This window comes from Mesorhizobium sp. C432A, from assembly GCF_030323145.1.
In the GTDB taxonomy this organism is placed as follows: domain Bacteria; phylum Pseudomonadota; class Alphaproteobacteria; order Rhizobiales; family Rhizobiaceae; genus Mesorhizobium.
The window spans coordinates 692572-717679 of sequence record NZ_CP100470.1 but is presented as its reverse complement, the minus strand read 5'-3'; the positions used below and the strand labels follow the sequence as shown (position 1 = coordinate 717679).

Sequence of the window (25108 nt, the reverse complement as noted above, 5' to 3'; positions counted from 1 at the left end):
AGCTTCGGCTGTTAGTTGTTGCCGAACCGATCCCTGTCGCTGCTCGGCGGGACGAACTTCTGTTGGTCGTTCGACGAGTTCAGCAGCTTGTAGACCGCCGAGTTGGTGCCGGTCGACGAAGTGCGAGTGGTGTCGACGGCAGCGGCCGGCTGGTTGGCGCCATTGGAGCCATAATTGTCGCTGCCGGCAAAGGCAGCGCTCGAAACAGCCAGCACGGCTGCGGTGGCAAGAACGATCTTCTTCATTTTAGTCTCCTGAATTTTTCTGATGCCGCCAGCTGCAGCGGATAAGCCCGCCACGTGCTGGAAACCGGCTTTTAGCGGCCGAAAAGGTTACGGTCGGCACCGTGGGCAGGCGCCTGCTCGGCTGGAGCCGACTTCTCAACCGAAGCCGTATGGCCACTATCGGTCGACGTAATCGCAGGCTGGTTGGCGCCGTTCGAACCGTAGTTGTCGCTGCCGGCGAAAGCGCTGCCGGAGATGGCCAAAACGGCGGCGGCAGCAAGGATGATCCTTTTCATTTCAAATACTCCTGAATTTTTTGGGATCCCGAGAGCGACGGGTTAGCCGCCCTTCTTTGGTCGGGATCAGCGATTGCCGTAGAGGTCGCGGTCGGCGCCCTGAATGACAGGCTGCTTGTCAGCGTGCGCCGGCTTCTGAATGGAAGCCGTATACGAGCTGTCGACCGAGACGGCTGGCTGGTTCGCACCATTGGAACCGTAATTGTCGCTACCGGCGAAGGCGCTGCCGGTGATCGCCAAAACGGCTGCGGCAGTGAGGATGATCTTTTTCATTTTTAGTACTCCAGTTTGTCTGTCCGTCTAGCGGCGTGTCTTGGGAGGAATTCGCGTCGTTCGGACAGCCCCGATGTGGGAAAGCCATAGGCTGGTTTCCAATCACGAAGTTGTTCCGTGTGGACCACGGTCCTGCACCTTGAAATTGTGCCAGGAAGTTCCTCTATGGTCATTTATCGCATTGTTTTCAGTTGCTTATGTCGAACCGAGTGGTTCGCTCCGGTGTCGGTTTCCGGGCCGTCGTTCACACCGTCCTGCACGCATTGTCAACAGAAACGAACCGTTCGGTTCGATTAGAGATTGCTAATAGTAACTTTTCGATACCGTTGAGCCCTTTTTGCCCCCGATCGAACTGGATCCGCAGCGATTCGAAACGGCGATGATGGCGTCGCAAGAAACGTCTCAGCTCTTTGACCGGCGGCGGGGGGCGTATGCCGCGCGTGTCGCGCCGCATGGATACGATGTCGCTTTCATGCCGACGTCGCGATCGCTGCCGTGATTAGATGATCGCATCTCAGGTGCCGCTTCGTGACGACGCAGCGGAGAATTGGGAAGCCGGTCAGAATCCGGCGCTGCCCCCGCAACGGTGGTGGAGTTGAAGTCGCAACGGGAGACCACTGGGCAAGAGCCTGGGAAGGTGTCGCGATGGTCCGCAAGGACAACTCCAGAGCCCGGAAACCAGCCCGAGATGCATAGACTCGACTGATCGCGGTGGGCGGTCAAGAGGTGGATAGTGCATGTCCGGCGCCGCGCCGGCCTGCGTCCGATCCTTCCTCCATCACCACCAAGTTCAGTCCTTAAACCACGAGGACAGAACTATGGATACGCGCAACGACATGCTGAGGCTCCTGAACGGCCGCAAGCAAGGCTTTTCGCTGGAACAGCCCTTCTACACCGACCCGGACTATTTCAAGCTCGACATGGAGCTCATCTGGTATCGCGACTGGCTGTTCATCGGCCATGATTGCGAACTGCCGAAGCCCGGCAGCTATATCACCGTGCAGATCGGCGATTATCCGGTGGTGCTGGTCCGCGACCAGAAGGGCAACATCAACGCCTTTCACAATTCCTGCCGCCATCGCGGCAGCCGTGTCTGCAACACTGAGAAGGGCATGGCGGCAAAGCTTGTCTGCCCCTATCACCAGTGGACCTACGAGCTTGACGGCCGGCTGCTGTTTGCCCGCCAGATGGCCGACGGTTTCGACAAGAGCCAGTTCGGCCTGAAGCCCGTCGCCTGCGAGAGCGTCGGCGGCTACATCTTCATCTGCCTGGCGAAAGAACCTGCCGACTTTGCGCCGATGCGCGCCATGATAGAGCCCTACCTCAAGCCGCACCGGCTGAATGAAGCCAAGGTCGCCTTCGAGAGCACCATCATCGAGAAGGGCAACTGGAAGCTGGTCTGGGAAAACAACCGCGAATGCTATCACTGCGCCGGCAATCATCCGGAGCTGTGCAAGACATTCCCCGAAGCGCCGACGGTGACCGGCGTGCAGGGCGCCGACAGCGATCCGGAGATGCTGGCGCACTGGGCGAAATGCGAGGCGGCGGGCCTGCCGAGCAAGTTCCGCATCGATCCGGCCGGGCAATACCGCGCCACCCGCGCGCCGCTGCTGCGCGATGCCGTCAGCTACACGATGTCGGGAAAGCGCGCGGTGACGAAGGACCTGTCCGACACTGTTGCCGCCGACCGCATCGGCACCTTGATGCACTACCACTATCCGACGACCTGGAACCACATCCTGATCGACCATGCGGTCACCTTCCGGGTGCTGCCGATCAGCGCCACCGAAACCGCGGTGACGACCAAGTGGCTGGTGCACAAGGATGCGGTCGAGGGCGTCGACTACAACCTTGAAGAGCTCACCCACGTCTGGACCGAGACCAACGACCAGGACCGCCGCATCGTCGAGGAAAACGCCTTCGGCATCCTGTCGCCGGCCTATGAGCCCGGCCCCTATTCGGAGCTGCACGAGGGCGGCGTGATCCAGTTCGTCGAATGGTACGCGGCCTTCATCGGCCCGCGCCTTGCCGAAGGCGGCCGGCCGGCGCTGCGCAGCGTCGCGTGAGCTGGAGCAGGCGAAGAGGGACCAGAGGATGAATGCGATGACGGATCTTGGGCTCTATCGCCATCTCGACCAGATGGCGCCGTGGAACGATAGGCTGCAGGTGCTGGAAGTGATCGGCGTCAGCGACGAGGCGCCCGACGTCAAGACCTTCACCTTCCGCTCCGACAACCAGACCTGGTTCCGCTACAAGCCGGGCCAGTTCCTGACGCTGGAACTGCCGACACCGGACGGGCCGCTGATGCGCACCTACACGCTGTCGTCGTCGCCATCGCGGCCGTTTTCGATCGCGGTGACAGTGAAGGCGCAACCGGGCAGCATCGGCACACGCTGGATGTTCGACCAACTGGTGCCCGGCTCGCACGTCAAGGCCTATGGACCGGCGGGCGACTTCTCGTTGCACAGCCACCCGGCGGCCAAATATCTGTTCATTTCGGCTGGCTCCGGCGTGACACCGATGATGTCGATGCTGCGCTGGCTGAACGACTGCGCGCCATGGACCGATGTCGGTTTCGTCAACTGCGCGCGGCGTGCCGAAGAGATCATCTTCCGCAAGGAACTCGAACTGCTCGGCGGCCATATGCCCGGCCTGTCGCTCGGCTTCATGATCGAGGAACGTTCCAGCCGCGAAGGCTGGTACGGCCATATGGGGCGCATCGATGCGATCCGGCTGCCCTTGCTGGCTCCGGATTTCCGCGAGCGCGAAATCTTCTGCTGCGGCCCCGATCCGTTCATGCGCGCCGTGCGCGGCATGCTGGATGCCGCCGGCTTCGACATGACGAAATACCATCAGGAGAGCTTTGCCGCGCCTGTGATGGAGGAAATTCCGGCGCCGTTTGCCTCCCCGGTCGAGGACGGCATCGCTGCACCTGTCGAAGCCGTGACGCCGATCCGCTTCTCGCTTTCGGAGGTCGATGCCGGCTGCGTCGCCGGCCAGACCGTGCTGCAGACCGCGCGCAGCTCGGGCGTGCGGATTCCCGCCGCCTGCGAGTTCGGCCTGTGCGGCACCTGCAAGGTGAAGAAGGTCTCCGGCGAAGTCGAGATGAGCCACAATGGCGGCATCCTCGACCACGAGATCGATGACGGTTTCATCCTTGCCTGCTGCTCGAAACCGTTGTCGGCGCTCGAAATCGAGGCTTGAGCCGGTCGACTTCGCCGCAACGGTCGCCGACGCAGGCGTTGTGTTCGCGGGTCTTTGTCTTGCCAAGCATAGGCCGAGTGATTTAGACGCACTTAGGAAGGGCTGGCAGACCGTGAAATCGGCGCATCCCTTCATGGGCGCATGGAACGGGGGACAGAGCGATGCAACAGCGGGTCTATGGGGTCGCAAGCAAGGACATCGTTTTCGAATCATTCGATGGCGAAGCCGTCGTTCTCGATCTTTCGAACGGTAAGTATTTCGGCTTTTCCGATTCCGGCAGCCGGGTCTGGCAGGCTCTGTCGTCCGGCGTCGCCACTGAAGCGCTGGTCGGAGTTGCCGCGGGCGCCGCAAAAATAAGCCTGGCCGACCTCGAAAGCTTCATTGCCCGACTGCTCGATTTCGGGTTGCTTGCGCCAGCCGAAACACCGGCACAACCGCTTTCGGGCGAGCTGTCGTCTGCGCTTGCTGCCAGCAATGAGCCGCTCAAGGTCGATGTCCACGACGACCTTGCCGATCTCATCATTGTCGACCCGATCCATGAGGTCGAGGAACCTCTCGGCTGGCCGGCGGTGAAACAGGCATAATCGTTTCCCTAAAGCGCGTCGCGTTTGAACGGACTCAGGCGACGCGGTTTAGATCTTTGATTTTATGCATGTCGTCGTCTCAAAACCGGGGCCACCCCGAGCGACATGCATCAGGCGACCCGGCGCAATTCTGGACGCTGGAACAACGAACACATGCCTTTGATCACGCTGCAAACCCTGCCGGATTATGCCCGCCATGTGCTGGCGGCCGCGGAAAGCGCCGCCGCCTTCTATCCCGTTACCGCCAGCGTGCGGTTGCCGGGGCTGGACCTGAGTGTCCACCTCGACCATGGCACGCTGGCGGAAGCCATGAGCCATGCCTTCATACCGGCCCCGGAAAATCCGTCTGCATCTGACGGCTGCCGCATTTTCGTCGCCCACCCGGCCATCGATGGCGTCCCCGCCCCGGCCACCTGGGGCCGAGGCGATTACAACCATCATGCCTTTGCCAACCGGCTGGAAGAGGCCGGATTGCGCGGCAGCTACTATCATGACCTCGACTTTTGGCAGTTCCATGATCCGCAACGCCATGTCGGGGCGCAGCTGATGATGTCGGCCGACGCCTTTCCGCCATGGGAACAAGGGGCGCCGCTGCGCGCCTTCCTGCATTGGGAATATGCGGCGCGCGGCATGCGGCTCACCCATGCCGGCACGCTGGGCATCGATGGCAAGGGCGTCCTGCTGGCGGGCTCCGGCGGTGCCGGCAAATCGGGAACGGTCGTCGCCGGCCTGCTCAATGGGCTCGATAGCGTCGGCGACGACTATGTGCTGATCGACCGGACCGAGGGGGTGACGGCCTATCCGCTGTTTGCCACGCTCAAGCAGGATCCGGAGGGCTTCAAGCGGCTGAAGCTGGAGGGTCGGCTAAATTCGTACCAACCGCTGAACTGGCAAGGCAAGCATGCCTTTCACATCAACGAGGTCGCGCCTCGACCAACTCCTGCAAGTCTGGACATTATTGCTTTGATAGTGCCCCATATCAGGGGAGGTGCGAGAAGCTCGGTCATGCCCATATCGCGCAAGGATGCCATGATCGCCTTGGCGCCGTCAGGAATCGTGCAGATGCCGGGCGAGCGGGAAGCGGGCTTTCGCTTTTTCAGCGAGCTTACCCGCGATCTGCCATGCTACCGGCTGTCGCTGGGGACCGAGCCGCGCGAGATCGCCGGCACGATTGCGGATTTCGTCCTTCGGGGCGCTGCATGAAGTTGAGCATCATTGTGCCGGTCTACAATCGGGAGATCTATGTCGTTTCGACGTTGCGGTCCCTGCTCAGGCAACGCGACGATGCCGATCTCGATATCATCGTTGTCGACGACGGCTCGACGGACAGCTCCGTTGAAGCAGTCCGCGCCATCATGCGGGAAGCGTCGTGCATCCGCCTGTTCCAGCAGGCAAACCAGGGCGTGGCCAACGCGCGCAACACAGGGCTGAGGCAGTTGCTGCCGCAAACCGAACTGGTGTCGTTCCTGGATTCGGACGACGTCTCGCCGGCTGGACGATTCAAGGCTGGCCTACCCCTGTTCGCGGCCGACCCTGCGCTCGAGCTGACCTACTCGCTGATGACGCGCGTCGATCTCATGGACGACGAAACCCTGCAGCCGGCACGGGGCGGCGCAGGTCCCACCGTGCGCGGCGTCAGCCTTAGCGCCGGGATATTCCGCAGGGCACTCATCGACCGTACAGGTGCTTTCGACGAGGAGTTCCGGCAGGGCGAAGACGCCGACTATCTGCTGCGCATTTTCGAAACCAGCCCAAAGCACATTTTTCCCGACACCGTCGCGGTATACTACCGGCGCCACCCCGGCAATTTGACCAAGCAAAGGGATGTGGCGGTGCGCGAATATCTACGTGTAATTCAGAAATCCTTGCGGCGGCGCAAGGCCGATCCGTCGCGGCGCCCGGTCGAGGGGCTTTTCGAGATCAAGCGCCCGGCAGAGTGGTGAAAGAATGAACAGATCACAGCCTGGAATGCGTGCGTGAAGCTGAGCGTGATCATGCCGGTCTACAACCGCGAACGCCATGTCGGCTCGGCGCTGCGCTCGCTGCTGAGGCAGCGCGATGCCGCCGATCTCGACATCATCGTTATCGATGACGGTTCGACCGACAGTTCGGTGGCGGTCGTGCGCTCGCTGATCGCGGAGGCGCCGTGCATTCGCCTTTTCCAGCAGCAGAATGCCGGGGTGACGCGGGCACGCAACGCGGGCTTGCGGCAATTGCTGCCGCAGACCGGGCTGGTATCGTTTCTCGATTCCGACGACATTTCCCCGCCGGGCCGCTTCAAGGCGGATCTGGCCTGTTTCGACGCAGACCCCACCCTCGAGCTCACCTATTCGCGCATGACGCTGGTCGACGACATAGATGACGATACGCTGGAGCCGACAGCCGACAGCCACTCGATGACGGTTCGCGGCATTCACCTGTCTCCCGCTATCTTCGTCCGGCGGTTGGTCGAACGCATCGGCAGCTTCGACGAGGATTTCCACCAGGCCGAGGACACCGACTATCTGCTGCGCACTTTCGAAAGCGGGCCGAAATTCACGATGCCCGACACTGTTGCGCTCTATTACCGGCGCCATCCCGGCAACATGACCAGGCAGGCCGATGTTCCTTTTCGCGAATTCATGCGCGCCGTCTACAAGTCGATGAAACGGCGCGAGGCCGACCGCTCCTTGCACCCTGTCGACGGCATCTTCGATTTCAAGGAACTTGCGAATTGGCGTTTCCTGTGATGGCCAGCTACGGCGTCGTCATTCCGGCCTTCAACGCGACCGCCACCATCGCCGAGACGCTGCGATCGGTCGCGGCCCAGACGGTCCAGCCCGACGCCATAATCGTCGTCGATGACGGCTCGACCGACGATACGGTCGCGGTGGTCAATTCGCTGGGCATGCCGGTGCAGGTGTTGCGCCAGGACAATGCCGGACCAGGCAGCGCCACCACCAGGGGCATCGCCGCGCTGGCGACGCCCTTCGTCGCCACGCTCGATGCGGACGATCTGTGGCTGCCGACCAAGATCGAAAGGCAGCTGGAGCATTTCGAGCGGTTTCCCGCGACGGCAGGAGTCTTTGCCCACTGGCGGACGTTTCGCGATGACAAGCCCGATGTGCAACAGGACGTGGCCGTGGCGGGCTGGTCGCGCACGACGATGATGATCCGCCGGGAGGTAGCCGAGGCCGTCGGTCCGATCATCGACCCGCAAGGCGGTCGCGGCGACATGGTCGACTGGATCGCCCGTGTCCGCGAGGCGGGCTTTGCGCTTGCCATGCTCGACGATGTCCTGACCTTGCGCCGCATCCGGCCCGACAGCATGTCCTATGGACGCGACCCCGTGCGCGACCGCGGTTATGTCGAAGTCGTAAGGCTGGCCATGCAAAGGCGAGCAGCGAAAAAGGCGAGCGCCGACTGATGGCCAATGCCATGCGCCGTATCGGCCGTCGGTTTCCGGACTATGGTTGGTCATGGCCCACGGGCGGCCTCGACCAGTTGCTGAAGGCCGCATTGCTCCCCGATGAAGAGGCGGCCGGGGCTATGCGGCGCGCTGGCTCGACGAGAACGATATCGACCATGCTGCTTTCCGCGAGCATCGGCTGCTGGCCGCGATCTCCGACAGGTTCGGCCGCAAGCTCGCTGGGCATCCGGCCTATCCACGTCTTGTCGGCCTGCAAAAGATGCTGTGGACCAAATCGCGACTGGCTGCGCGCGAGGCCGAGCCGGCGCTACAGGCCATGATCGACGCCGGCTGCGCGGTGATGCTTATCAAAGGCGCCAGCCGCATCGCCGTCAACGCGTCGGCGCAGCGCGGCCGGGTGGCGCATGACATCGACATACTGGTGCGCCCGCAGGCCATGATTGCCGCCTTCGATGTGCTTAGCGAACGCGACTGGCAGATCGCCACCGGCGTCAGTCCGCAATATCTGCGCACCAGGCTGGCGTCCTTGCGTTCGATGAATTTTTTCAAGGGCAGTTTCGGCGACATCGACCTGCACCAGCTCGCTTATGACGGGTCGCAGCAAAGCGCGGAAGATGATCTGGCGATCTGGCAGCGGGCGCTGTCAGCCGACTTCAATGGCGTCCGCGTGCTTGTTCCCTCTCCGGCCGACCGCATGGCGCTTGCCATCGCACATGGCGGCCTCGATGCCCACACCCACAGCGACTGGCTGGTCGACTGTGCGGTCGCCATCGAGAGTGGCGCAGTCGACTGGGGCGTGTTCGCCGACATCATCGCCAAGCGGGGCCTCGCCGTCGCCGCGGCGGTGGCGCTCTCCTATCTCTGCCTGGAGATCGGCATTGCGGTGCCGGAGGCCGAACTTGCAAAGACGATTGAGTTGGCCGACCGCGCCGGCCTGTCGCGCCGGTCCTCGGTGCTGCAGGCCAAGCCGCGCACCGATTTCGGCGGCCTCGTTTGGCTGTCGCGCGGCTTTGCCAAGCAGTTGCGCCTCAAACGCAAAAAGGGCCGCCTGCAGCAGCCGACGCCCGCCGTCTGGCGCGGCAGGCCGACATTGCGCAAGGCAAGAGCGACGTCGGCGCCGTTTGCATTTTCCCAGACCCTGCCGCGCCCGGACAGGACTGGAGCGATGGTGCTGGACGTCACCGTCAGGATCGTCGTTCCACCAATCCGGCGCCGCATTGAGATGGAAATCAATGCCGGCGGCGGCCATGTCGCCCGCCTGCGTTCCATGGTGATCAGCCGCGCCGGCGGCGGACGTGTGCTGCGCTTTCGCGGCAAGCTAACGGTGGACGACACCGGCCGGCCTCTGGTGATCGAGGCACGGCCATCGCGCCAGTTCCGCAACTGGGACAATGAGGCCGAAGTCGCCGCCTATGGCGCGCTGCCGTTCCAATTGCTGTCGGCAAGGTTTTCACCCACCTGAGAGCGGGTGGCTGTTTCCATGAAACGGTGAACCACTGTGGCCCTCTCAGACGCCATAGCGCTCGGTGCGGATGATTTCCGCTGATATGCCGGCGTCGATCAGCGCCTGGGCAGCCGCCGAGACGAAGGCGTTCGACCCGCAGACGAAGGCGAGCGCCGGCGGCCGCGGCAGCCGCGTGAGCGCCTGCATGACCATTGCCGTGTCGATGCGCCTCGAATAGTCGGACGGGCGCCGTACGGCCTCGCGCGTCAGCGTCAGCACCAGCTCGAACCCGTCGCGGCGGTCACCGAGACCGATCAGCTCGTCGCGGAAGATCACCTCGTCCCAGACCCGCACCGAAAACATCAGCGCCACCGGCACCGCCGATTTGCGCAAGGTTCGATGCCGCACCATCGCCATCAGCGGCACCACGCCGGAGCCGCCGCCGACCAGAAGCAGCGGCCCGCCATCCCCATCGGACCAGACGAAATGGCCGCCGAGCGGCCCGCGCAGTTCGATCTCGTCACCGACCGCGGCGACGTCGTGGAAGAAGGGCGAGACTTCACCGTCGTCGAGCTTCTCGATCGCCAGCTCGATCGTGGCGCCGCTCTCCGGCGCCGAGGCGATGGAGTAGGAGCGGCGTGCCTGGTAGCCGTCAGGCGCGGTCAGCCTGACATCGACATGCTGTCCGGCGCGATAGGCGAATCGCCGTGACAGCGCGAAGAAGAAACTGGTAACGCGTGGCGTCCGCTTTTCGATCCGGGTGATTTTCGCCGTCTGCCAGGGAGATTGCGGCGCTTCGCTCATGGATCGCCGCTATAGCGCTGCTCGCGCCACGGGTCGCCATAGATGTGATAACCGCGCAATTCCCAGAAGCCCGGCTCGTCGCGCTCGGTGAACTGCAGCCCGTTCAGCCATTTGGCCGATTTCCAGAAATAGAGATGCGGCACCAGGAGCCGCGCCGGGCCGCCATGGTCGGCAGTGATTGGCTTGCCTTCATAAAGCAGCGCCACCATCGCCTTCCCCGCGGTGAGATCCTTGGCCGGCACGTTGGTGGTATAGCCGTCATAGCCATGCGCCAGCAGGAAGCCGGTCGGCGCTTCGATGCCTGCATCGGCAAGGATGTCGTCGACCAGCACGCCTTGCCAGGCGGTATCGAACTTGGTCCAGGCGGTAACGCAATGGATGTCGCGCGTCATCTTGGTCAAGGGCAGCGCGTTGAACTCGGCCCAGTTCCATTTCTTGATCGGGCGCGGCCCGTGCTTGAGCGTGAACGACCAGTCCTCGGTGCGCACGCGCGGCGTCGGCCCCGCCGACAGCACCGGAAAGCCCTGTTCGAGATACTGACCGGGCGGAATGCGCGCATCGGTCTCCGTCGGAGGCTTTCGACCGGAGGAAAAACCGCGAGTGACCATCGGACTGTCCGTTTTTAGCAGGCCATTGCCGGCCTGCCGTAATGTTCTCGAAGATGTCGCGGCGGGCAACAGGAATTTTGGCGGCCGTGCGGCAGGCCTGTCGGTGGTCCGGCGAGCCTGCCATGATGTCTCAACCGGCGGCGAAGGGTACGGCGACGAAGATTTGCGCGTCGCCCCGGTCGACCAAAAGCAGCACCGACTTCCGGCCCGATCTGCCGGCCTCGGCGATCGCCTGGTTGGCTTGCCGCGCATCCCGCACGGGCGACCGGTCGACGGCGACGATGACGTCGCCCGGCTGCAGGCCGGCATTGGCAGCTGCCTTGTCCGGATTGACGCGCTCGACCACGGCGCCACGCTGGTTCCAATCCCAATGTCGTCAGAGGCCTCCGGTGCGCCTGAGATAGGCTGTGGCGATCTCGCGCATCCGGTTGCCGTCGAAGCTCGGCCCATGGCCGCCATGGCCGAGGCGAACAGGCAGGTCAAGGAGCCGCTGCATGGTACGGCGATAATCAGGCCGGGAGGAATCCGGCAGGTCGTCGATCAGCGTGGAATCGTAGATGGCGTCGCCGGCAAAGAACAGGCCGTCTGCCTCGTCGAACAAAGCGATCGAATCCGGCGAATGTCCGGGCAGATGCAGGACGCGGAACTGCCGGTCGCCGAGGTCGACGATGTCGCCCTCGTCCAGCGTGCGCGTCAGCGGCGCCGGCGGAATCTTGTAGTCGGCCGCCGTCCAGCCCGGCGCCGGCAATTTCGAAACGGCGCCGTCGAGATTACAAAACATGTAGGCGTAGGTCACCTGATCGTTCATGGTCTCGAAATGCTCGGCACTGTGCCGCGGCCCGGCGCGCAGCGGAAACTCGTGCAGCGAGCCGACATGGTCGAGATGGATGTGGGTGGCGACAACGATGAGCGGCTTGCCCTCGGGCGTGTCGATCTCAGGCGCCAGCGGGCAGATGCCCATGCCGGTGTCGACCAGCAGGTCGGCGTCGCGTCCCCTGAAATGCCAGATGTTGGCGCGCACGAAATCATGCACGAACGGCTCGGTCAGCATCGTCGTGCGGTCGTCGATGATCGTCTTGCCGAACCAGTCGCCGACAACGCGCTCGCCACCAAAACGGGTGCCGCCAAAACGGCCGCCCATCAGACGAAGGGCTTTCCCACCTTGTATTTTTCCGGCACCAGCCGCTTCAGGTAAGCCATGCCCGCTTCCGACAGCTGGTTGACATCGGGCTTCATGAAATCGTCGGGCATATGGCGCGTCTTGCCGGCGACGTTCTTCAGCGGCACCTTCTTCAGCAAGGTTTTCGTGCCGTCATATTGCAGCGCCACCGAGCCACCGCCTTCGCCGGCAACGGCAACCGCGAAGGCGCCGGCGTCGAAAGCCTCCTGCGCGTCGACGGCACTGATCGAGCCGACATAGCCGCGCGGCATGTAGCCAAGCGCATCGACGCGGGCGCGCTTGCCCGGCAGGCCTTCGGCGAGCGCACGTTCCAGAGCTGACGGCAGGTCGCTGCCCGACAGTTTGACGTTGCCATGCGCGTCGCGCTCGAGCTTGTCCGGCGGCACCAGGCTTTCGACCAGCGCCTTGCCGTCGGCGGTGCTGACACCTTCGGAGACGGCGACGATGCAGCGCTTGTGGCGGTCGAGCGTGGCGCGCACGTCGTCGATGAAACCGGCGGCGGAGAATGGCCGTTCCGGCACGTAGACCAGATGCGGGCCGCTGTCGGGATCGAGCTGCCAGGCTGCAGCCGCCGCGGTGAGGAAGCCGGCATGCCGGCCCATGACGATGCCGACATAGATGCCGGGCAATGCGCGGAAATCGAGATCGACGGACAGGAAGGCGCCGGCGACGAATTCGGCCGCCGAGATGAAGCCCGGCGTGTGGTCGTTTTCCTCGAGGTCGTTGTCGATGGTTTTTGGCGCATGGACGAAAGCGATGCTGCCGCCGGCGGCGTCGGTCAGGATCTGCTGCGTGCCCGACGTGTCGTTGCCACCGATGTAGATGAAAGCGTCGGCGCCGGCCTTCTTCAACCCGTTGAGGATGACTTCGCAATAGGCAGCGTCGGGCTTGTCGCGTGTCGAGCCGAGCGCGGCACTCGGCGTGCCGGCGATCAGCCGCAGCCGGTCCTCGGGGATGGCGGAGAGGTCGACATAGTTGCCGTCACGAATGCCGCGCACGCCGTGGAGCGAGCCCAGCACCTTGGCGCCGGGATGGCGCTTGCGGACTTCCAGCGTGGCCCCGACAACCGTCTGGTTGATGACGGCGGTCGGGCCGCCGCCCTGTGCGATGACAAACGTTCCAGCCATGCTCGATCTCTCCCGGCGCTGTGGTTTTCAAGGCACCTTGGCCTAGCTTGCCGCATCGCGCAACGGGAGTTTCCAGCGGCGCCAAACCGCCGCACAGGATCAGACGACCACGACCGGGTTCTTCTTGGAAACGCGGCTGTAGAGGTCGATGATATCCTGGTTGATCAGGCGCACGCAGCCCGACGACATCGCCTGGCCGATGCTCGCCCATTCCGGCGAACCGTGTATGCGGTAGCCGGTGTCCTTGCCGTCCTGGTAGATGTAAAGAGCGCGTGCGCCGAGCGGGTTGGTGAGGCCACCGGGCTGGCCGTTTTGCCACTTCACCAGTTCCGGCTTGCGCTGGATCATCTCCGGCGGCGGCGTCCAGGTCGGCCATTCCTTGCCGTACTGGATGTTGGCGCGGCCGGACCAGCGGAAGCCGTCCTTGCCGATGCCGACGCCGTAGCGGATGGCGTCGCCGCCCTCCTGCACCAGATAGAGCTTTCGCTCCTGCAGATGGACGACAATGGTGCCGGGCGCCTCGCCGGTCTCGTTGACGACGATCTGGCGGCGGAACTCCGGCTTGACCTTCTGATAGGGCACCGCCGGCACTTCGAAGCCGCCATCGTTGAGCGAAGCGTACATGACATCGGGGCCGGTGACGTTCTTGTCGACGCTGATCGCCGGACGGATCGGCCGCACCGAGCCGGTGACCGTGTCATCCAGCTGGAATTGCGGCAGCTCGAGCGTCGAAGTGCTGCAGCCGGCCATGCCGAGCAGCGTCATGGCGCCGGCCCCTGACAGGACGAAGCGGCGGGAATAGAGATGTTCGGTCTCGTTTGCGTCGCCATTTGCTGGCGGCGTCACATTCTGCGGCAACTCACGCATGCACCCAAACCCTACGCTGTCGGCGGGAAACACGGTCCGGCCGGATAGCAGGCAGTTTCGCCAAACATGGTTGAAAAAGGGTGAAGGCCCAACGACCGGTCTTAAGCCTGTGCCGCCAATAGCCGCAGCGATCTGGCGAAATGGTCCGCCGTGCATTTTTGGGAGAGGGCTCTTTACATTCCTCCGCACACGAGGATTTATCCTTTTCTTTGCGCTCAAGGAGACAAAGATGTCGTTCGAAAACTGGGCCGCCTTCGCCGCCGCCTCCACCGTCCTGCTCATCATTCCGGGCCCGACCATTCTTCTGGTCGTGTCCTATGCGCTGGGCCAGGGCTGGCGCACTGCCTTGCCGATGGCCGTCGGCGTGGCGCTGGGCGACTTCACCGCCATGACCCTGTCGATGCTGGGCATCGGCGCGCTGCTGGCCGCGTCGGCGACCGTGTTCACCATTCTGAAGCTGATCGGCGCCTGCTATCTGATCTATCTCGGGGTAAAACTGTTTCGCGCCGGCGGCGCGCTCAAAGCCGAACCACGCACAGATGCCGTCTCGGCCGCCAAGATGATGGCGCACGCCTGGCTGGTCACCGCACTCAACCCGAAGAGCATCACCTTCTTCGTCGCCTTCCTGCCGCAGTTCCTCAACCGGGAAGCCGATTTCTGGACACAGATGCTGATCTTCGAAGCGACCTTCCTGGCGCTCGCCTTCGCCAATGCCTTCGGCTACGCGCTGATCGCGGCGCGCGCCCGCAACGTAGTACGCAACCCCAAGGCGATCCGCATCTTCAACCGCACCGGCGGCACGCTGCTGGTCGGCGCCGGCATCGCCACGGTGGCGATGCGCTCGGGCAATTAGGAACTGCGGAGCATCAGGGCCGATATGGCAGTAAGAGATCCATTCGGCCTAATGTTTTCGGGCGCGACCGAGGCCGGGTTTTCACCCTACAGCCAGGCCGTGCATGAATTGCAATGCTTCGTCGGCGACCCGGTCGGCTCCGTTGACCGCGCCATATCGGCGGATCCCGGTTTCGTCATGGCGCATGTCTTCAAGGGGTATCTGTTCGGCCTCGCCACCGAACGCGAGGCAACGGCGGTCGCCCAGGCATGCCATGCTGCGGCACTGCCGCTTGCCGCGACGCCGCGCGAACAGGCGCATGTGGCGGCCCTTGGCCACCTTGCCGCGGGACGCTGGCATGACGCCGCGCGCCTGCTCGAAGATATCGCCATCGACAACCCGCTCGACGCGGTGGCGTTGCAGGTCGGCCACCAGATCGACTTCTTCACCGGCAATGCCCGCATGCTGCGCGACCGTATCGGCCGCGCGCTGCCGTCCTGGCAGAGCGGCATGCCAGGTTACCACGCCATTCTCGGTATGCAGGCCTTCGGTCTGGAGGAGATGGGCGACTATATCAGAGCCGAAAGTTTCGGCCGACAGGCGATCGAGATCGAGCCGCGAGACGGCTGGGCGCAGCATGCGGTCGCCCATGTCATGGAGATGCAGAGCCGGCAACGGGACGGCATCGCCTGGATGCGCGCCAACCCCGAGGCGTGGACCAAAGAAAGCTTCCTGCAGGTGCATAATTGGTGGCATCTCGCGCTGTTCCACTACGATCTCGGCGAGACCGATGAGGTGCTCAAACTCTATGACGGGCCGATCTATGGCGAGCGTTCGACGCTGGCGCTGAACATGGTCGACGCCTCCGCGATCCTGTGGCGGCTTTATCTCGGCGGTGCCGATGTCGGCGACCGCTGGGCAGCGCTCGCTGCCAACTGGGCGCCGAAGGCTGGAGCCGGCAATTACGCCTTCAACGATGCGCATGCGATGATGGCATTTGTCGGCACCGGGCTGGAAGGGCCGGCCAAGATCTTGCTCGAAGCCCAGCACGAGGCGATGCGCGGCAGCGACGACAACGCCGCCTTTACCCGGGATGTCGGCCAGCCACTGACGGAAGGCATCAAGGCATTCGGCGAGGGCAATTACAGCGAAGCGGTGCGCCTGATTCGACCGATCCGCGCCATTGCCCATCGCTTTGGCGGCAGCCACGCCCAGCGCGATGTGATTGATCTCACGCTGATCGAGGCGGCGTTGCGCGCCGGTGACCCAGCGCTTGCCCGGGCGTTGACGGCCGAGCGCGCACTGGCCCGGCCGGACAGTCCGCTTTCGGCGCTGTTTTCGCAACGCGCCGCCAATTTGTCAGAGAATTGACCCGCGGCGGATCTTGTTTTAAAAAATGGCAAGCCAGATTTTTTCGAGACCCGAAAAAATTAATGGCAATGGGAGGAATGCATGTATCTCGGCCTCGATCTCGGCACGTCGGGCGTCAAGGCGCTGTTGATCGATGCCGGGCAGAAGATCATCGGCTCCGGCCATGCTTCGCTTGACGTATCGCGGCCGCATCCCGGCTGGTCCGAACAAAACCCCACGGACTGGATCCGCGCCTGCGAGACGGCCATTGCCGAGCTGAAAGCCTCGCACCCGAAAGAGCTTGCCGCGGTCAAGGGCATCGGCCTTTCCGGCCATATGCATGGCGCCACCTTGCTCGATGCCGGCGACCAGGTGCTGCGCCCCTGCATTCTGTGGAATGATACGCGCAGCCACGCTGAGGCCGCGGCGCTCGATGCCGACCCGCGCTTTCGCCAACTCACCGGGAATATCGTCTTCCCCGGCTTCACGGCGCCGAAACTCGCCTGGGTGAAGAACAATGAGCCCTCCGTCTTCGCCAAAGTGGCGAAGGTGCTTTTGCCGAAGGATTTCCTGCGGCTGTGGCTGACCGGCGAGCATATCTCAGAAATGTCCGACTCGGCCGGCACCTCCTGGCTCGATGTCGGCAAACGGCGCTGGTCCCCCGAGTTGCTTGCGGCGACATCGCTCGACGAAAGGCAGATGCCGTCGCTGGTCGAAGGCACGGAGAAGGCCGGAGCCTTGCGCGCCGAACTGGCCGCCAGCTGGGGCATAGCATCGGGCACCCCGGTTGCCGGCGGCGCCGGCGACAATGCTGCTTCGGCCTGCGGCATGGGCACGGTCGGCGCCGGCCACGCTTTTGTGTCGCTGGGCACATCTGGCGTGCTGTTTGCCGCCAACGCTTCCTACCTGCCCAATCCGGCAAGTGCGGTCCACACCTTCTGCCATGCCCTGCCCAACACTTGGCACCAGATGGGGGTCATCCTGTCTGCGACCGACTCGCTGAACTGGCTGTCGGAGATTTCAGGCAAGAAGGCCGGCGAATTGACCGCCGAACTTGGCGATGTGCTGAAAGCGCCGAGCGGGGTGTCGTTCCTGCCCTATCTCTCGGGCGAGCGCACGCCGCACAATGATTCCGCCATTCGTGGGTCCTTCACCGGACTGGCGCATGAATCCGGCCGCGCAGTGCTGACGCAGGCCGTGCTAGAAGGCGTCGCCTTCGCCTTCCGAGACAGTCTCGAAGCCTTGAAGACGGCGGGCACGATCTTGACGCGGGTGACGGCGATCGGCGGCGGCTCGCGCTCGCGCTACTGGCTGAAGGCGATCGCCACGGCGCTGCAGGTGCCGGTGGACATTCCGGCCGACGGCGATTTCGGCGCGGCGTTTGGGGCGGCAAGGCTTGGGCTGATCGCTGCAATCGGAGCCGATCCGCTGGCGGTGTGTACGGCGCCGAGGACGGATGCGACGATCGAACCGGATGTCCCGCTTGGCGGGGCGTATGCCGATGCCTATCAGCGCTACCGGGCGCTGTATCCGGCGATCAAGGGCGCCATGGCGTGAGTGAGCGCGAGGCACCCCCTCTGCCCTGCCGGGCATCTCCCCCGCAAGGGGGGAGATCGGCAGCGTCGGCGGGTATGCCAGTCTTGTAAGGTGGGTGATTAGCGAAGGCGTGGATGCCAGCCAATCTCCCCCCTTGCGGGGGAGATGCCCGGCAGGGCAGAGGGGGGTGTCTCGCGCCACCCTTAATCGATCACTGCGCCGACACCTTGTCGAGAAACCCGGTGACGCTCTTCAGACGGCCGTTCTCGATAACACCGATATCGGTGCCTTCGATAACCGACGGCACGCCTTCCGGCCCAAGATTCCACGAGAAGCGGATGCGGTCGCCAAACCCGTCCGGCTGGCCGTTCAGCGAGAACCGGAAGCCGGCGAAGCGCTGCTGTACACCGTCGATCAGCTTGGCTACGCCGGCATGGCCGTCGCCTTGCATCAGCGGATCGCGGTAGCTGACGTCTTCCGTGAAGGTGGCCTTGAGCAGTTCGGCGCGGCGATCCGCATCGGCCTCGTTCCAGGCGGTGATGTAGTTCTGGGCGATCGTGTTGAGGTCGGTCATGGTCTGTCTCCTTCGTTGAGTGGCTTTGACACGAGCCTTTTCACCCCAAGCGAGAGCGAAACCAATTACGCCTGAGGTAATCAGGGCGAACTATTCGAGAGAGGACAGAAATCATGAGCAGCGGATTTTTCGGCGACATCAAAGCGATCAAGTATGAGGGGCCGGATTCGATCAACCCGCTGGCCTACCGCTTCTACAATCCCGACGAGGTGGTGGCCGGCAAACGGCTGGAAGACCATCTGCGCTTCGCCGTCGCCTACTGGCATTCTTTCGCCTGGCCGGGCGGCGATCCCTTTGGCGGCCAGACCTTCGACCGGCCCTGGTTTCCCAAGGCTGGCGGCGTCGACACGATGGAACTGGCCAAACTGAAAGCCGACGTCGCCTTCGAGATGTTCTCGCTGCTCGGCGCGCCCTATTTCTGCTTCCACGACGCCGACGTGCGGCCGGAAGGCAAGGATTTCTCCGAAAGTGCCGCGCGGCTCGACGAGATCGCCGACTATTTTGCCGCCAAGATGAAGAAGACCGGCGTCAAACTGCTCTGGGGCACGGCCAACCTGTTCTCCAACCGCCGCTTCATGTCGGGCGCCGCCACCAATCCCGATCCGGATGTCTTCGCCTATGCGGCGGCGACGGTGAAAAGCTGCATCGACGTCACGAAGCGGCTGAAGGGCGAGAATTATGTACTGTGGGGCGGGCGCGAGGGCTATGAAACGCTGCTCAACACCGATCTTGCCCGCGAGCAGGAGCAGGCTGGGCGCTTCCTCAGTCTCGTCGTCGACTACAAGCACAAGATTGGCTTCAAAGGCACGATCCTGATCGAGCCGAAGCCGCAGGAGCCGACCAAGCATCAGTACGACTACGACGTTGCCACGGTCTACGGCTTCCTCAAGCGCTTCGGGCTGGAGAAGGAAGTGAAGCTGAACATCGAGCAGGGCCACGCGATTCTTGCCGGCCATTCCTTCGAGCACGAGCTGGCGCTGGCCAATGCGCTCGGCGTCTTCGGCTCGATCGACATGAACCGCAACGACTACCAGTCGGGCTGGGACACCGACCAGTTCCCCAACAATGTGCCCGAGATGGCGCTGGCCTATTACCAGGTGTTGCAGGCCGGCGGCTTCAAGACCGGCGGCACCAATTTCGACGCCAAGCTGCGCCGCCAGTCGCTCGACCCGCAGGACCTGCTGATCGGCCATATCGGCGGCATGGATTCCTGCGCACGAGGCCTCAAGGCAGCCGCCAAGATGGTCGAGGACAAGGCGCTGTCGGGTCCGCTGGCCGAGCGCTATGCCGGTTGGAACACGGCCGAGGGCAAGGCGATGCTGTCGGGCAAGCGCTCGCTGGAAGACATCGCCGAGCGCGTGGTGAAGAAGAAGATCGAGCCGCAGCCACGCTCCGGCCGCCAGGAGTTGCTGGAAAACATCGTCAACCGCTACGTCTGAGGGCGGAAAGCCGATTCGTTGTGCTCAAGGGTGGCTGGATAACATTCCGGCCGCCCCGGAATGGGGTTTGCGCAAGACCCTATCCGACGACAAGGGTTTGCCCTTTGGCGCCCCTCAATGACCTCGCTCTTGCCTTCAAACTGCCGTCACGTATCTCGTATAAGGATGCGGTTGTGGCGGGTGAAAAGGAAGGAGGCGAACCGATATGCAGCATGAACGCGAAATCGACGCCCTGCTCTCATCCGGCGAGACCGGATCGATCATCGACCGGCTGATGGCGCTGCCGCGGCCGACCGACAGCGTGAAAAACGAATGGGATCGCGCTGTCAGCAGCCGATTTGAACTCCGTCTGGCGAGGCAGATCCGCTCGCAGATTGACGCCGGCGGCGAACGACAGAACGCAGCCTGATCTCCCTTTGTCTGTGCATGTCGTTATCCCAAAACCGCGACACACTTTTGGGCGACATGCATCAACCTCGGCGCAGCCTGACCGGGGCTTCGCCGAACGCTCTTGAAAACGCTCTGGAAAATGCCGCGGCGGACGAGAACCCCGTCCGCCCGGCAATATCCGCCATGGCGATGCGCGTGTCGACCACCAGCCGTCGCGCCGCGCCCAACCGCAGTCTGAGATAATAGGCGCCCGGCGTCTCGCCGATTGACTTGCGAAAAATGCTCTCCAATGTCCGCGCCGTCACCCCGGCGCGTTTTGCCACCGCGTCGATGGTCAGCGGCTGGTCGACATGCGATTCCATCAGCCGGATGGCCTGCGCCAGACGCGGGTCGTAGCCGTCGAGCCGGCCGAGCGAGACCAGCGGCTGCGCGTCGGTCGCGGCGCGCGCCTGATCATAGATGAAGACGCTGGCGACATCGAGCGCCACGGCCATGCCCAGCCGCGTGCGGATCAGATGCAGCATCAGGTCAAAGGTCGGCGACGCCCCGCCGGAGGTGAACACCGGTCCGTCGATGACGTAGCGGTCCGGACGCACGTCGACGCCGGGAAAGGCGGAGGAAAAATCCTCCATGTCTTCCCAATGGGTGGTGGCGCTGCGGCCTTCGAGGAGGCCGGCGCGCGCCACCAGCCATGTGCCGGCCTCGACGCCGCCGCAGGCGCGAGCCGCGCGGGCCGCTCGCCGTAATCCGGAAAGCAGAGCCGATGTCGCGTAATTCTGGGTGCCGAAGCCGGCGACGACGACAAGCACGTCGGTCGGCTCGGCCGCATCGAAGCGGCCCCTGACCGCCACCGCCAGGCCGCATGTGGTGACCGGCGCCTCGCCGGTGACCGAGACCAGTTTGAAATCGAACAGCGTCTCGCCTGAGATGCGGTTGGCGGCGCGCAGCGGGTCGACGGCCGACGCCACGCACATGATGGACGAGCCTGAAAACACCAGCAGCGTCACCTTGAGCGGCGATCGCTCAGCGCGAAAGATGGTAGGTTTTTCGCTTTTGATCACGAGAGCTTCGTAAATTGCAAAACAGTTTCCGGCAAGTCGGTCATTGTTAGGGTCTGTTTCTATGGGGAGGAGATGTCCATGCCGCTCGCGATGAACCGTGAGGTTTTCATTACCTGTGCCGTGACCGGGTCCGGCGGCTCGCAGGACCGCTCCCCGCATGTTCCACGCTCGCCCAAGCAGATCGCCGATTCTGCCATCGACGCGGCCAAGGCCGGTGCCGCCATCGTCCACTGCCATGTCCGCGACCCCGAGACCGGCAAGCCGCGCCGCGATGTCCATCTCTACCGCGAAGTGACGGACCGCATCCGCGCGGCAGAAGTCGATGTGATCCTGAACCTGACCGCCGGGATGGGCGGCGACATGGTGTTCGGCTCACCGGAAGCGCCGCTGCCGCTCAATGAAAAAGGCACCGACATGGGCGGCGCCACCAACCGCATGGAACATGTGCGCCAGTGCCTGCCGGAGATCTGCACGCTGGATTGCGGCACCATGAACTTCGCCGAGGCCGATTATGTCATGACCAACACGCCCGGCATGCTGCGCGCCATGGGCGGCATGATGACGGCGCTCGGCGTCAAGCCGGAGATCGAAGCTTTTGATACCGGCCACCTCTGGTTCGCCAAGCAGCTGGTCGAAGAAAAGGTCTTGAATCCCGACGCGCTGGTGCAGCTCTGCATGGGTGTGCCGTGGGGGGCGCCGGACGACCTCAACACCTTCATGGCCATGGTTAACAACGTGCCGTCGACCTGGAACTGGTCGGCCTTCGCCATCGGCCGCAACCAGATGGCCTATGCAGCCGCTGCAGTGCTCGCCGGCGGCAATGTCCGCGTCGGTCTCGAAGACAATCTCTGGCTCGACAAGGGCGTGCTGGCCACCAATGCGCAGCTGGTCGAGCGCGCCGCCAGCATCGTCACCAATCTCGGCGCCAGGATTTTGGGGCCGGAGGAAGTGCGCAGGAAGCTCAACCTCACCAAGCGGGCGCCGATCGCAGCGGCTGCTTAAGACGGGAGCGGATCATGGCTACCGTCAAATTCACCGCGATGAAGGATGGCGACAGGCAAGACTACGAGTTCCTAACCGCCCATGAGATCGACTATGCCGCCAAGACCGGCGAGCGGCTGCTCGACGCTTTGGTGCAGCTCGACGAAGGCCTGTCCGGCTACAAGATCACCCGGCTCGGCCATTCGCTGCAGGCGGCGACTCGTGCCTGGCGCGACGGCGCCGACACCGACTGGATCGCCTGCGCGCTGCTGCACGACATCGGCGACATCTACGCTCCCTACAATCACGACGAATACGCCGCCTCGATCCTGAAACCTTTCGTGCGCGAGCAATGCACCTGGGTGGTGGAAAAGCATGGCGACTTCCAGCGGCTCTATTACGCGCATCATCTCGGCGGCAACCGCCATGCTCGCGACCGCTTCGCCGGCCATGCCTATTTCGACGATTGCGACCAGTTTTGCGAACGCTGGGACCAGTCGAGCTTCGACCCGGACTACGACACGCTGCCGATCGCATTCTTCCGCCAGTTCGTGCTCGAAGTCTTCGCCCGCAAGGCCTACGACCCCTCCGTGATCCGCATCGGCGAGCGCGTGCCTCTCATCGACCCCGAAACCGCCACGACAAGAACCGGAGCCTGACCATGAGCATCATCAACAAGGCAGCCGCCATTGGCGGCGGTGTCATCGGCGCCGGTTGGGTGGCGCGGTTGCTGCTCAACGGCATCGATGTGTCGATCTTCGATCCGGACCCGGAAGCGTCGCGCAAGGTCTCGGAAGTGATGAAGGGCGCGCGCCGCGCCTACAGGCAGATGGTTCCCGGCGGCCTGCCCAGGGAAGGCAGACTGACCTTTGCCAAGACCATCGCCGAGGCGGTGGCCGATGCCGATTTCATCCAGGAGAGCGTGCCGGAGCGGCTCGACCTCAAACACCGCGTGCTGGCCGAGATCGATCTCTACGCGCCGGCGAACGCCATAGTCGGCTCGTCTACCTCCGGCATCAAGCCGACCGACATGCAGGTCGCGATGAAGAAGCATCCGGAGCGTCTGGTTGTCGGACATCCCTTCAACCCGGTCTACCTGCTGCCGCTGGTCGAGATCGTCGGCGGCGAGCAGACGTTCCCCGAAGCGATCGAGGTTGCCAAGGAAATCTATGCCTCGATCGGCATGAAGCCGGTGGTGATCCGCAAGGAAATCGAGGCCTTTGTCGGCGACCGCCTGCTGGAGGCGGCCTGGCGCGAGGCGCTGTGGCTGATCAAGGACGGCATCTGCACGGTCGAGGAACTCGACGACATCATGCGCTATGGCTTCGGCCTGCGCTGGGCGCAGATGGGCATGTTCCAGGTCTACCGCGTCGCCGGCGGCGAGGCCGGCATGCGCCACTTCATGGCGCAGTTCGGGCCGTGCCTGAAATGGCCGTGGACCAAGCTGATGGACGTGCCGGAGTTCAACGACGAGCTGGTCGATCTTATCGCCTCCCAGTCGGACGACCAGGCGCACGGCCTGTCGATCCGCGAGCTGGAAAAGATCCGCGACGACAATCTGGTCGCGATCATGGATGCTCTGTCGAAACAGAACAAAGGCAAGGGCTGGGGCGCCGGCGCCTTGCACAAGGACTATACCAGGCAGCTGGCCAAGCTGGCAGCGAAGAAGCCGGCCGCATCCAGGGCCGCCGAAAAGGCCAAGGCATCCAAGCCGGTGAAGAAGGCGGAAAAGCCGAAGAAAAAGAAGAAGGGCTGAGGACCATGGATTTCGGTCTTTCGGAGGAACAGAAGCTCATCGTCGAGACGACGCGCGCGTTCGTCGAGAATGAGCTTTACCCGCATGAACGCGAGGTCGAGCGCACCGGCGTGCTGCGCCGCGAGTTGATCGAGGAGATCAAGGTCAAGGCAATCGAAGCCGGACTGTATGCGGCCAACATGCCGGCCGATGTCGGTGGCGCTGGCCTCGATACGGTGACTTGGCTGCTCTACGAGAAGGAACTCGGCCGCGCCAACTATGCGCTGCACTGGACCTGCGTCGCGCGCCCCTCCAACATCCTGCTCGCCGGCACGCCGGAGCAGCGCGAAAAATACCTGTTCCCGTGTATTCGTGGCGAGAAGTGGGACTGCCTGGCGATGACCGAGCCCGGCGCCGGCTCCGACCTGCGAGGCATGAAGGCGACCGCGGTGCAGGACGGCCACGACTGGGTCCTTAACGGCACCAAGCATTTCATCTCCCATGCCGATCTTGCCGATTTCGCGATTTGTTTCATGGCTTCGGGCGAGGAAGAAACGCCGCGCGGCAAGCGCAAGAAGATCACCGCCTTCTTCGTCGACAAGGGCACCAAGGGGTTCACGGTGCGCGACGGCTACCGCAACGTCTCGCATCGCGGCTACACCAACGCCATCCTCGAATTCGATGATTGCCGCCTGCCGGCAAGCCAGGTGCTGGGTGAGGTCCACAAGGGCTTCGACGTCGCCAATTCCTGGCTCGGCGCCACGCGCCTGCAGGTCGGCGCCACCTGTCTCGGCCGCGCCGAGCGGGCGCTCGGTCATGCCATCGAGTATTCCGCGCAGCGCCAGCAGTTCGGCCAGCAGATTGGCAAGTTCCAGGGCGTGTCGTTCAAGCTCGCCGACATGGCGACGGAATTGAAGGCGGCGGACCTGATGGTGTTCGAAGCCGGCTGGAAGTACGATCAGGGCACCGTCACCGATCAGGACATGGCCATGGCGAAGCTGAAGGCTACCGAAATGCTCGCCTTTGTTGCCGACGAAGCAATCCAGATCCATGGCGGCATGGGGCTGATGGATGACCTGCCGCTGGAGCGCATCTGGCGCGACGCCCGTGTCGAGCGCATCTGGGAAGGGACGTCGGAAATCCAGCGCCACATCATTTCGCGGGCGCTGCTGCGCCCGTTCGGGGCTTAA

27 protein-coding genes, 1 pseudogene and 1 riboswitch are annotated in these 25108 nt (G+C 63.7%); of the genes and pseudogenes, 17 read left to right on the top strand and 11 right to left on the bottom strand.

Features of this window, described 5'->3' with window-relative positions; translation table 11 throughout:
- Positions 1–11: 11 nt before the first annotated feature.
- From NLY33_RS03250 to NLY33_RS03240, 3 genes are all read right to left on the bottom strand, one after another.
- A complete protein-coding gene (locus NLY33_RS03250) occupies positions 12–245 on the bottom strand; it encodes a DUF680 domain-containing protein (RefSeq protein WP_023703630.1) in 234 nt (77 codons plus the stop codon).
- A 71-nt stretch (positions 246–316) separates the two neighbouring features.
- Positions 317–520, bottom strand: coding sequence for a DUF680 domain-containing protein (locus NLY33_RS03245; protein WP_023703629.1), 204 nt, complete (start codon positions 518–520; stop codon positions 317–319).
- A gap of 66 nt (positions 521–586) precedes the next feature.
- Positions 587–793, bottom strand: a complete 207-nt coding sequence (locus NLY33_RS03240) for a DUF680 domain-containing protein (RefSeq protein ID WP_023703628.1) — start codon at positions 791–793, stop codon at positions 587–589.
- A gap of 499 nt (positions 794–1292) precedes the next feature.
- Positions 1293–1494: riboswitch (cobalamin riboswitch) on the top strand.
- A gap of 117 nt (positions 1495–1611) precedes the next feature.
- Between NLY33_RS03240 and NLY33_RS03235 the strand changes: the two genes are divergently transcribed.
- The 8 genes from NLY33_RS03235 (at position 1612) to NLY33_RS03200 (ending at position 9452) form a co-directional block, all read left to right on the top strand.
- Positions 1612–2859, top strand: coding sequence for an aromatic ring-hydroxylating oxygenase subunit alpha (locus NLY33_RS03235; RefSeq protein WP_023703627.1), 1248 nt, complete (start codon positions 1612–1614; stop codon positions 2857–2859).
- A gap of 37 nt (positions 2860–2896) precedes the next feature.
- A complete protein-coding gene (locus NLY33_RS03230; protein ID WP_023703626.1) occupies positions 2897–3997 on the top strand; it encodes an FAD-binding oxidoreductase in 1101 nt (366 codons plus the stop codon).
- A gap of 161 nt (positions 3998–4158) precedes the next feature.
- A complete protein-coding gene (locus NLY33_RS03225; RefSeq protein ID WP_023703625.1) occupies positions 4159–4581 on the top strand; it encodes a PqqD family peptide modification chaperone in 423 nt (140 codons plus the stop codon).
- Between the two features lie 153 nt (positions 4582–4734).
- Positions 4735–5784, top strand: coding sequence for a hypothetical protein (locus NLY33_RS03220; RefSeq protein ID WP_023703624.1), 1050 nt, complete (start codon positions 4735–4737; stop codon positions 5782–5784).
- On the top strand, positions 5781–6524 hold the full coding sequence (locus tag NLY33_RS03215; RefSeq protein ID WP_023703623.1) for a glycosyltransferase family 2 protein: 744 nt from the start codon (positions 5781–5783) through the stop codon (positions 6522–6524). The genes NLY33_RS03220 and NLY33_RS03215 overlap by 4 nt, the downstream gene beginning before the upstream one ends.
- A 33-nt stretch (positions 6525–6557) precedes the next feature.
- The gene (locus NLY33_RS03210) at positions 6558–7310 is read left to right on the top strand and encodes a glycosyltransferase family 2 protein (protein ID WP_023703622.1); all 753 of its coding nucleotides are present in this window, start codon (positions 6558–6560) and stop codon (positions 7308–7310) included.
- Positions 7295–7987: a glycosyltransferase family 2 protein gene (locus NLY33_RS03205; RefSeq protein ID WP_245260271.1), complete on the top strand. Its 693-nt coding sequence runs from the start codon at positions 7295–7297 to the stop codon at positions 7985–7987. Before NLY33_RS03210 ends, NLY33_RS03205 begins: the two co-directional genes overlap by 16 nt.
- Before the next feature lie 262 nt (positions 7988–8249).
- Positions 8250–9452, top strand: coding sequence for a nucleotidyltransferase family protein (locus NLY33_RS03200; RefSeq protein WP_245261011.1), 1203 nt, complete (start codon positions 8250–8252; stop codon positions 9450–9452).
- 45 nt (positions 9453–9497) lie between these two features.
- On the opposite strand, the gene NLY33_RS03195 is transcribed toward NLY33_RS03200, so the two are convergent.
- The 6 genes and pseudogenes from NLY33_RS03195 to NLY33_RS03170 all read right to left on the bottom strand — a co-directional run bounded on the left by NLY33_RS03195 (position 9498) and on the right by NLY33_RS03170 (position 14020).
- Complete coding sequence (locus NLY33_RS03195) at positions 9498–10238, bottom strand: FAD-binding oxidoreductase (RefSeq protein ID WP_023703620.1); 741 nt, start codon at positions 10236–10238, stop codon at positions 9498–9500.
- Positions 10235–10846 carry a sulfite oxidase-like oxidoreductase gene (locus NLY33_RS03190; RefSeq protein ID WP_023684287.1) on the bottom strand — a complete coding sequence of 204 codons (612 nt, stop codon included), beginning with the start codon at positions 10844–10846 and terminating at the stop codon, positions 10235–10237. The genes NLY33_RS03195 and NLY33_RS03190 overlap by 4 nt, the downstream gene beginning before the upstream one ends.
- A gap of 130 nt (positions 10847–10976) precedes the next feature.
- Positions 10977–11207: pseudogene (locus NLY33_RS03185) on the bottom strand (PDZ domain-containing protein); the annotation flags it as partial.
- 15 nt (positions 11208–11222) lie between these two features.
- Entirely contained in the window at positions 11223–11987 is a 765-nt protein-coding gene (locus NLY33_RS03180) for an MBL fold metallo-hydrolase (RefSeq protein ID WP_031196287.1), read from the bottom strand.
- Entirely contained in the window at positions 11987–13153 is a 1167-nt protein-coding gene (locus NLY33_RS03175) for a diphosphate--fructose-6-phosphate 1-phosphotransferase (RefSeq protein ID WP_023707783.1), read from the bottom strand. Before NLY33_RS03175 ends, NLY33_RS03180 begins: the two co-directional genes overlap by 1 nt.
- A gap of 99 nt (positions 13154–13252) precedes the next feature.
- Positions 13253–14020 (bottom strand): L,D-transpeptidase, encoded by a 768-nt coding sequence (locus NLY33_RS03170; protein ID WP_023668871.1) that lies wholly within the window; start codon positions 14018–14020, stop codon positions 13253–13255.
- A 229-nt stretch (positions 14021–14249) separates the two neighbouring features.
- Here NLY33_RS03170 and NLY33_RS03165 point away from each other — a divergent pair, with 229 nt between their 5' ends.
- The 3 genes from NLY33_RS03165 to xylB all read left to right on the top strand — a co-directional run bounded on the left by NLY33_RS03165 (position 14250) and on the right by xylB (position 17759).
- The gene (locus NLY33_RS03165) at positions 14250–14873 is read left to right on the top strand and encodes a LysE family translocator (RefSeq protein ID WP_023696914.1); all 624 of its coding nucleotides are present in this window, start codon (positions 14250–14252) and stop codon (positions 14871–14873) included.
- Positions 14874–14897: 24 nt separating this feature from the next.
- Positions 14898–16223 (top strand): tetratricopeptide repeat protein, encoded by a 1326-nt coding sequence (locus NLY33_RS03160; RefSeq protein WP_023703619.1) that lies wholly within the window; start codon positions 14898–14900, stop codon positions 16221–16223.
- Between the two features lie 81 nt (positions 16224–16304).
- Positions 16305–17759: a xylulokinase gene (xylB, locus tag NLY33_RS03155; RefSeq protein ID WP_023703618.1), complete on the top strand. Its 1455-nt coding sequence runs from the start codon at positions 16305–16307 to the stop codon at positions 17757–17759.
- Between the two features lie 190 nt (positions 17760–17949).
- Here the strand turns inward: xylB and NLY33_RS03150 are convergent, their stop codons facing one another.
- On the bottom strand, positions 17950–18312 hold the full coding sequence (locus tag NLY33_RS03150) for a nuclear transport factor 2 family protein (protein WP_023703617.1): 363 nt from the start codon (positions 18310–18312) through the stop codon (positions 17950–17952).
- Between the two features lie 113 nt (positions 18313–18425).
- Between NLY33_RS03150 and xylA the strand changes: the two genes are divergently transcribed.
- Both xylA and NLY33_RS03140 read left to right on the top strand, forming a co-directional pair.
- Positions 18426–19751 carry a xylose isomerase gene (xylA, locus tag NLY33_RS03145; RefSeq protein ID WP_023703616.1) on the top strand — a complete coding sequence of 442 codons (1326 nt, stop codon included), beginning with the start codon at positions 18426–18428 and terminating at the stop codon, positions 19749–19751.
- Between the two features lie 205 nt (positions 19752–19956).
- A complete protein-coding gene (locus NLY33_RS03140; RefSeq protein WP_023703615.1) occupies positions 19957–20160 on the top strand; it encodes a hypothetical protein in 204 nt (67 codons plus the stop codon).
- A gap of 61 nt (positions 20161–20221) precedes the next feature.
- Here the strand turns inward: NLY33_RS03140 and NLY33_RS03135 are convergent, their stop codons facing one another.
- On the bottom strand, positions 20222–21202 hold the full coding sequence (locus NLY33_RS03135; RefSeq protein WP_023703614.1) for a GlxA family transcriptional regulator: 981 nt from the start codon (positions 21200–21202) through the stop codon (positions 20222–20224).
- A 78-nt stretch (positions 21203–21280) separates the two neighbouring features.
- Here NLY33_RS03135 and bcoG point away from each other — a divergent pair, with 78 nt between their 5' ends.
- From bcoG to NLY33_RS03115, 4 genes are read left to right on the top strand one after another with little or no spacing between them, the layout of a single operon-like run.
- A complete protein-coding gene (gene bcoG / locus NLY33_RS03130; RefSeq protein ID WP_023668863.1) occupies positions 21281–22204 on the top strand; it encodes a 3-dehydrocarnitine:acetyl-CoA trimethylamine transferase BcoG in 924 nt (307 codons plus the stop codon).
- 14 nt (positions 22205–22218) lie between these two features.
- On the top strand, positions 22219–22842 hold the full coding sequence (locus NLY33_RS03125) for an HD domain-containing protein (protein WP_023703613.1): 624 nt from the start codon (positions 22219–22221) through the stop codon (positions 22840–22842).
- A gap of 2 nt (positions 22843–22844) precedes the next feature.
- On the top strand, positions 22845–23939 hold the full coding sequence (locus tag NLY33_RS03120; RefSeq protein ID WP_023703612.1) for a carnitine 3-dehydrogenase: 1095 nt from the start codon (positions 22845–22847) through the stop codon (positions 23937–23939).
- Positions 23940–23944: 5 nt separating this feature from the next.
- A complete protein-coding gene (locus NLY33_RS03115) occupies positions 23945–25108 on the top strand; it encodes an acyl-CoA dehydrogenase family protein (RefSeq protein ID WP_023694246.1) in 1164 nt (387 codons plus the stop codon).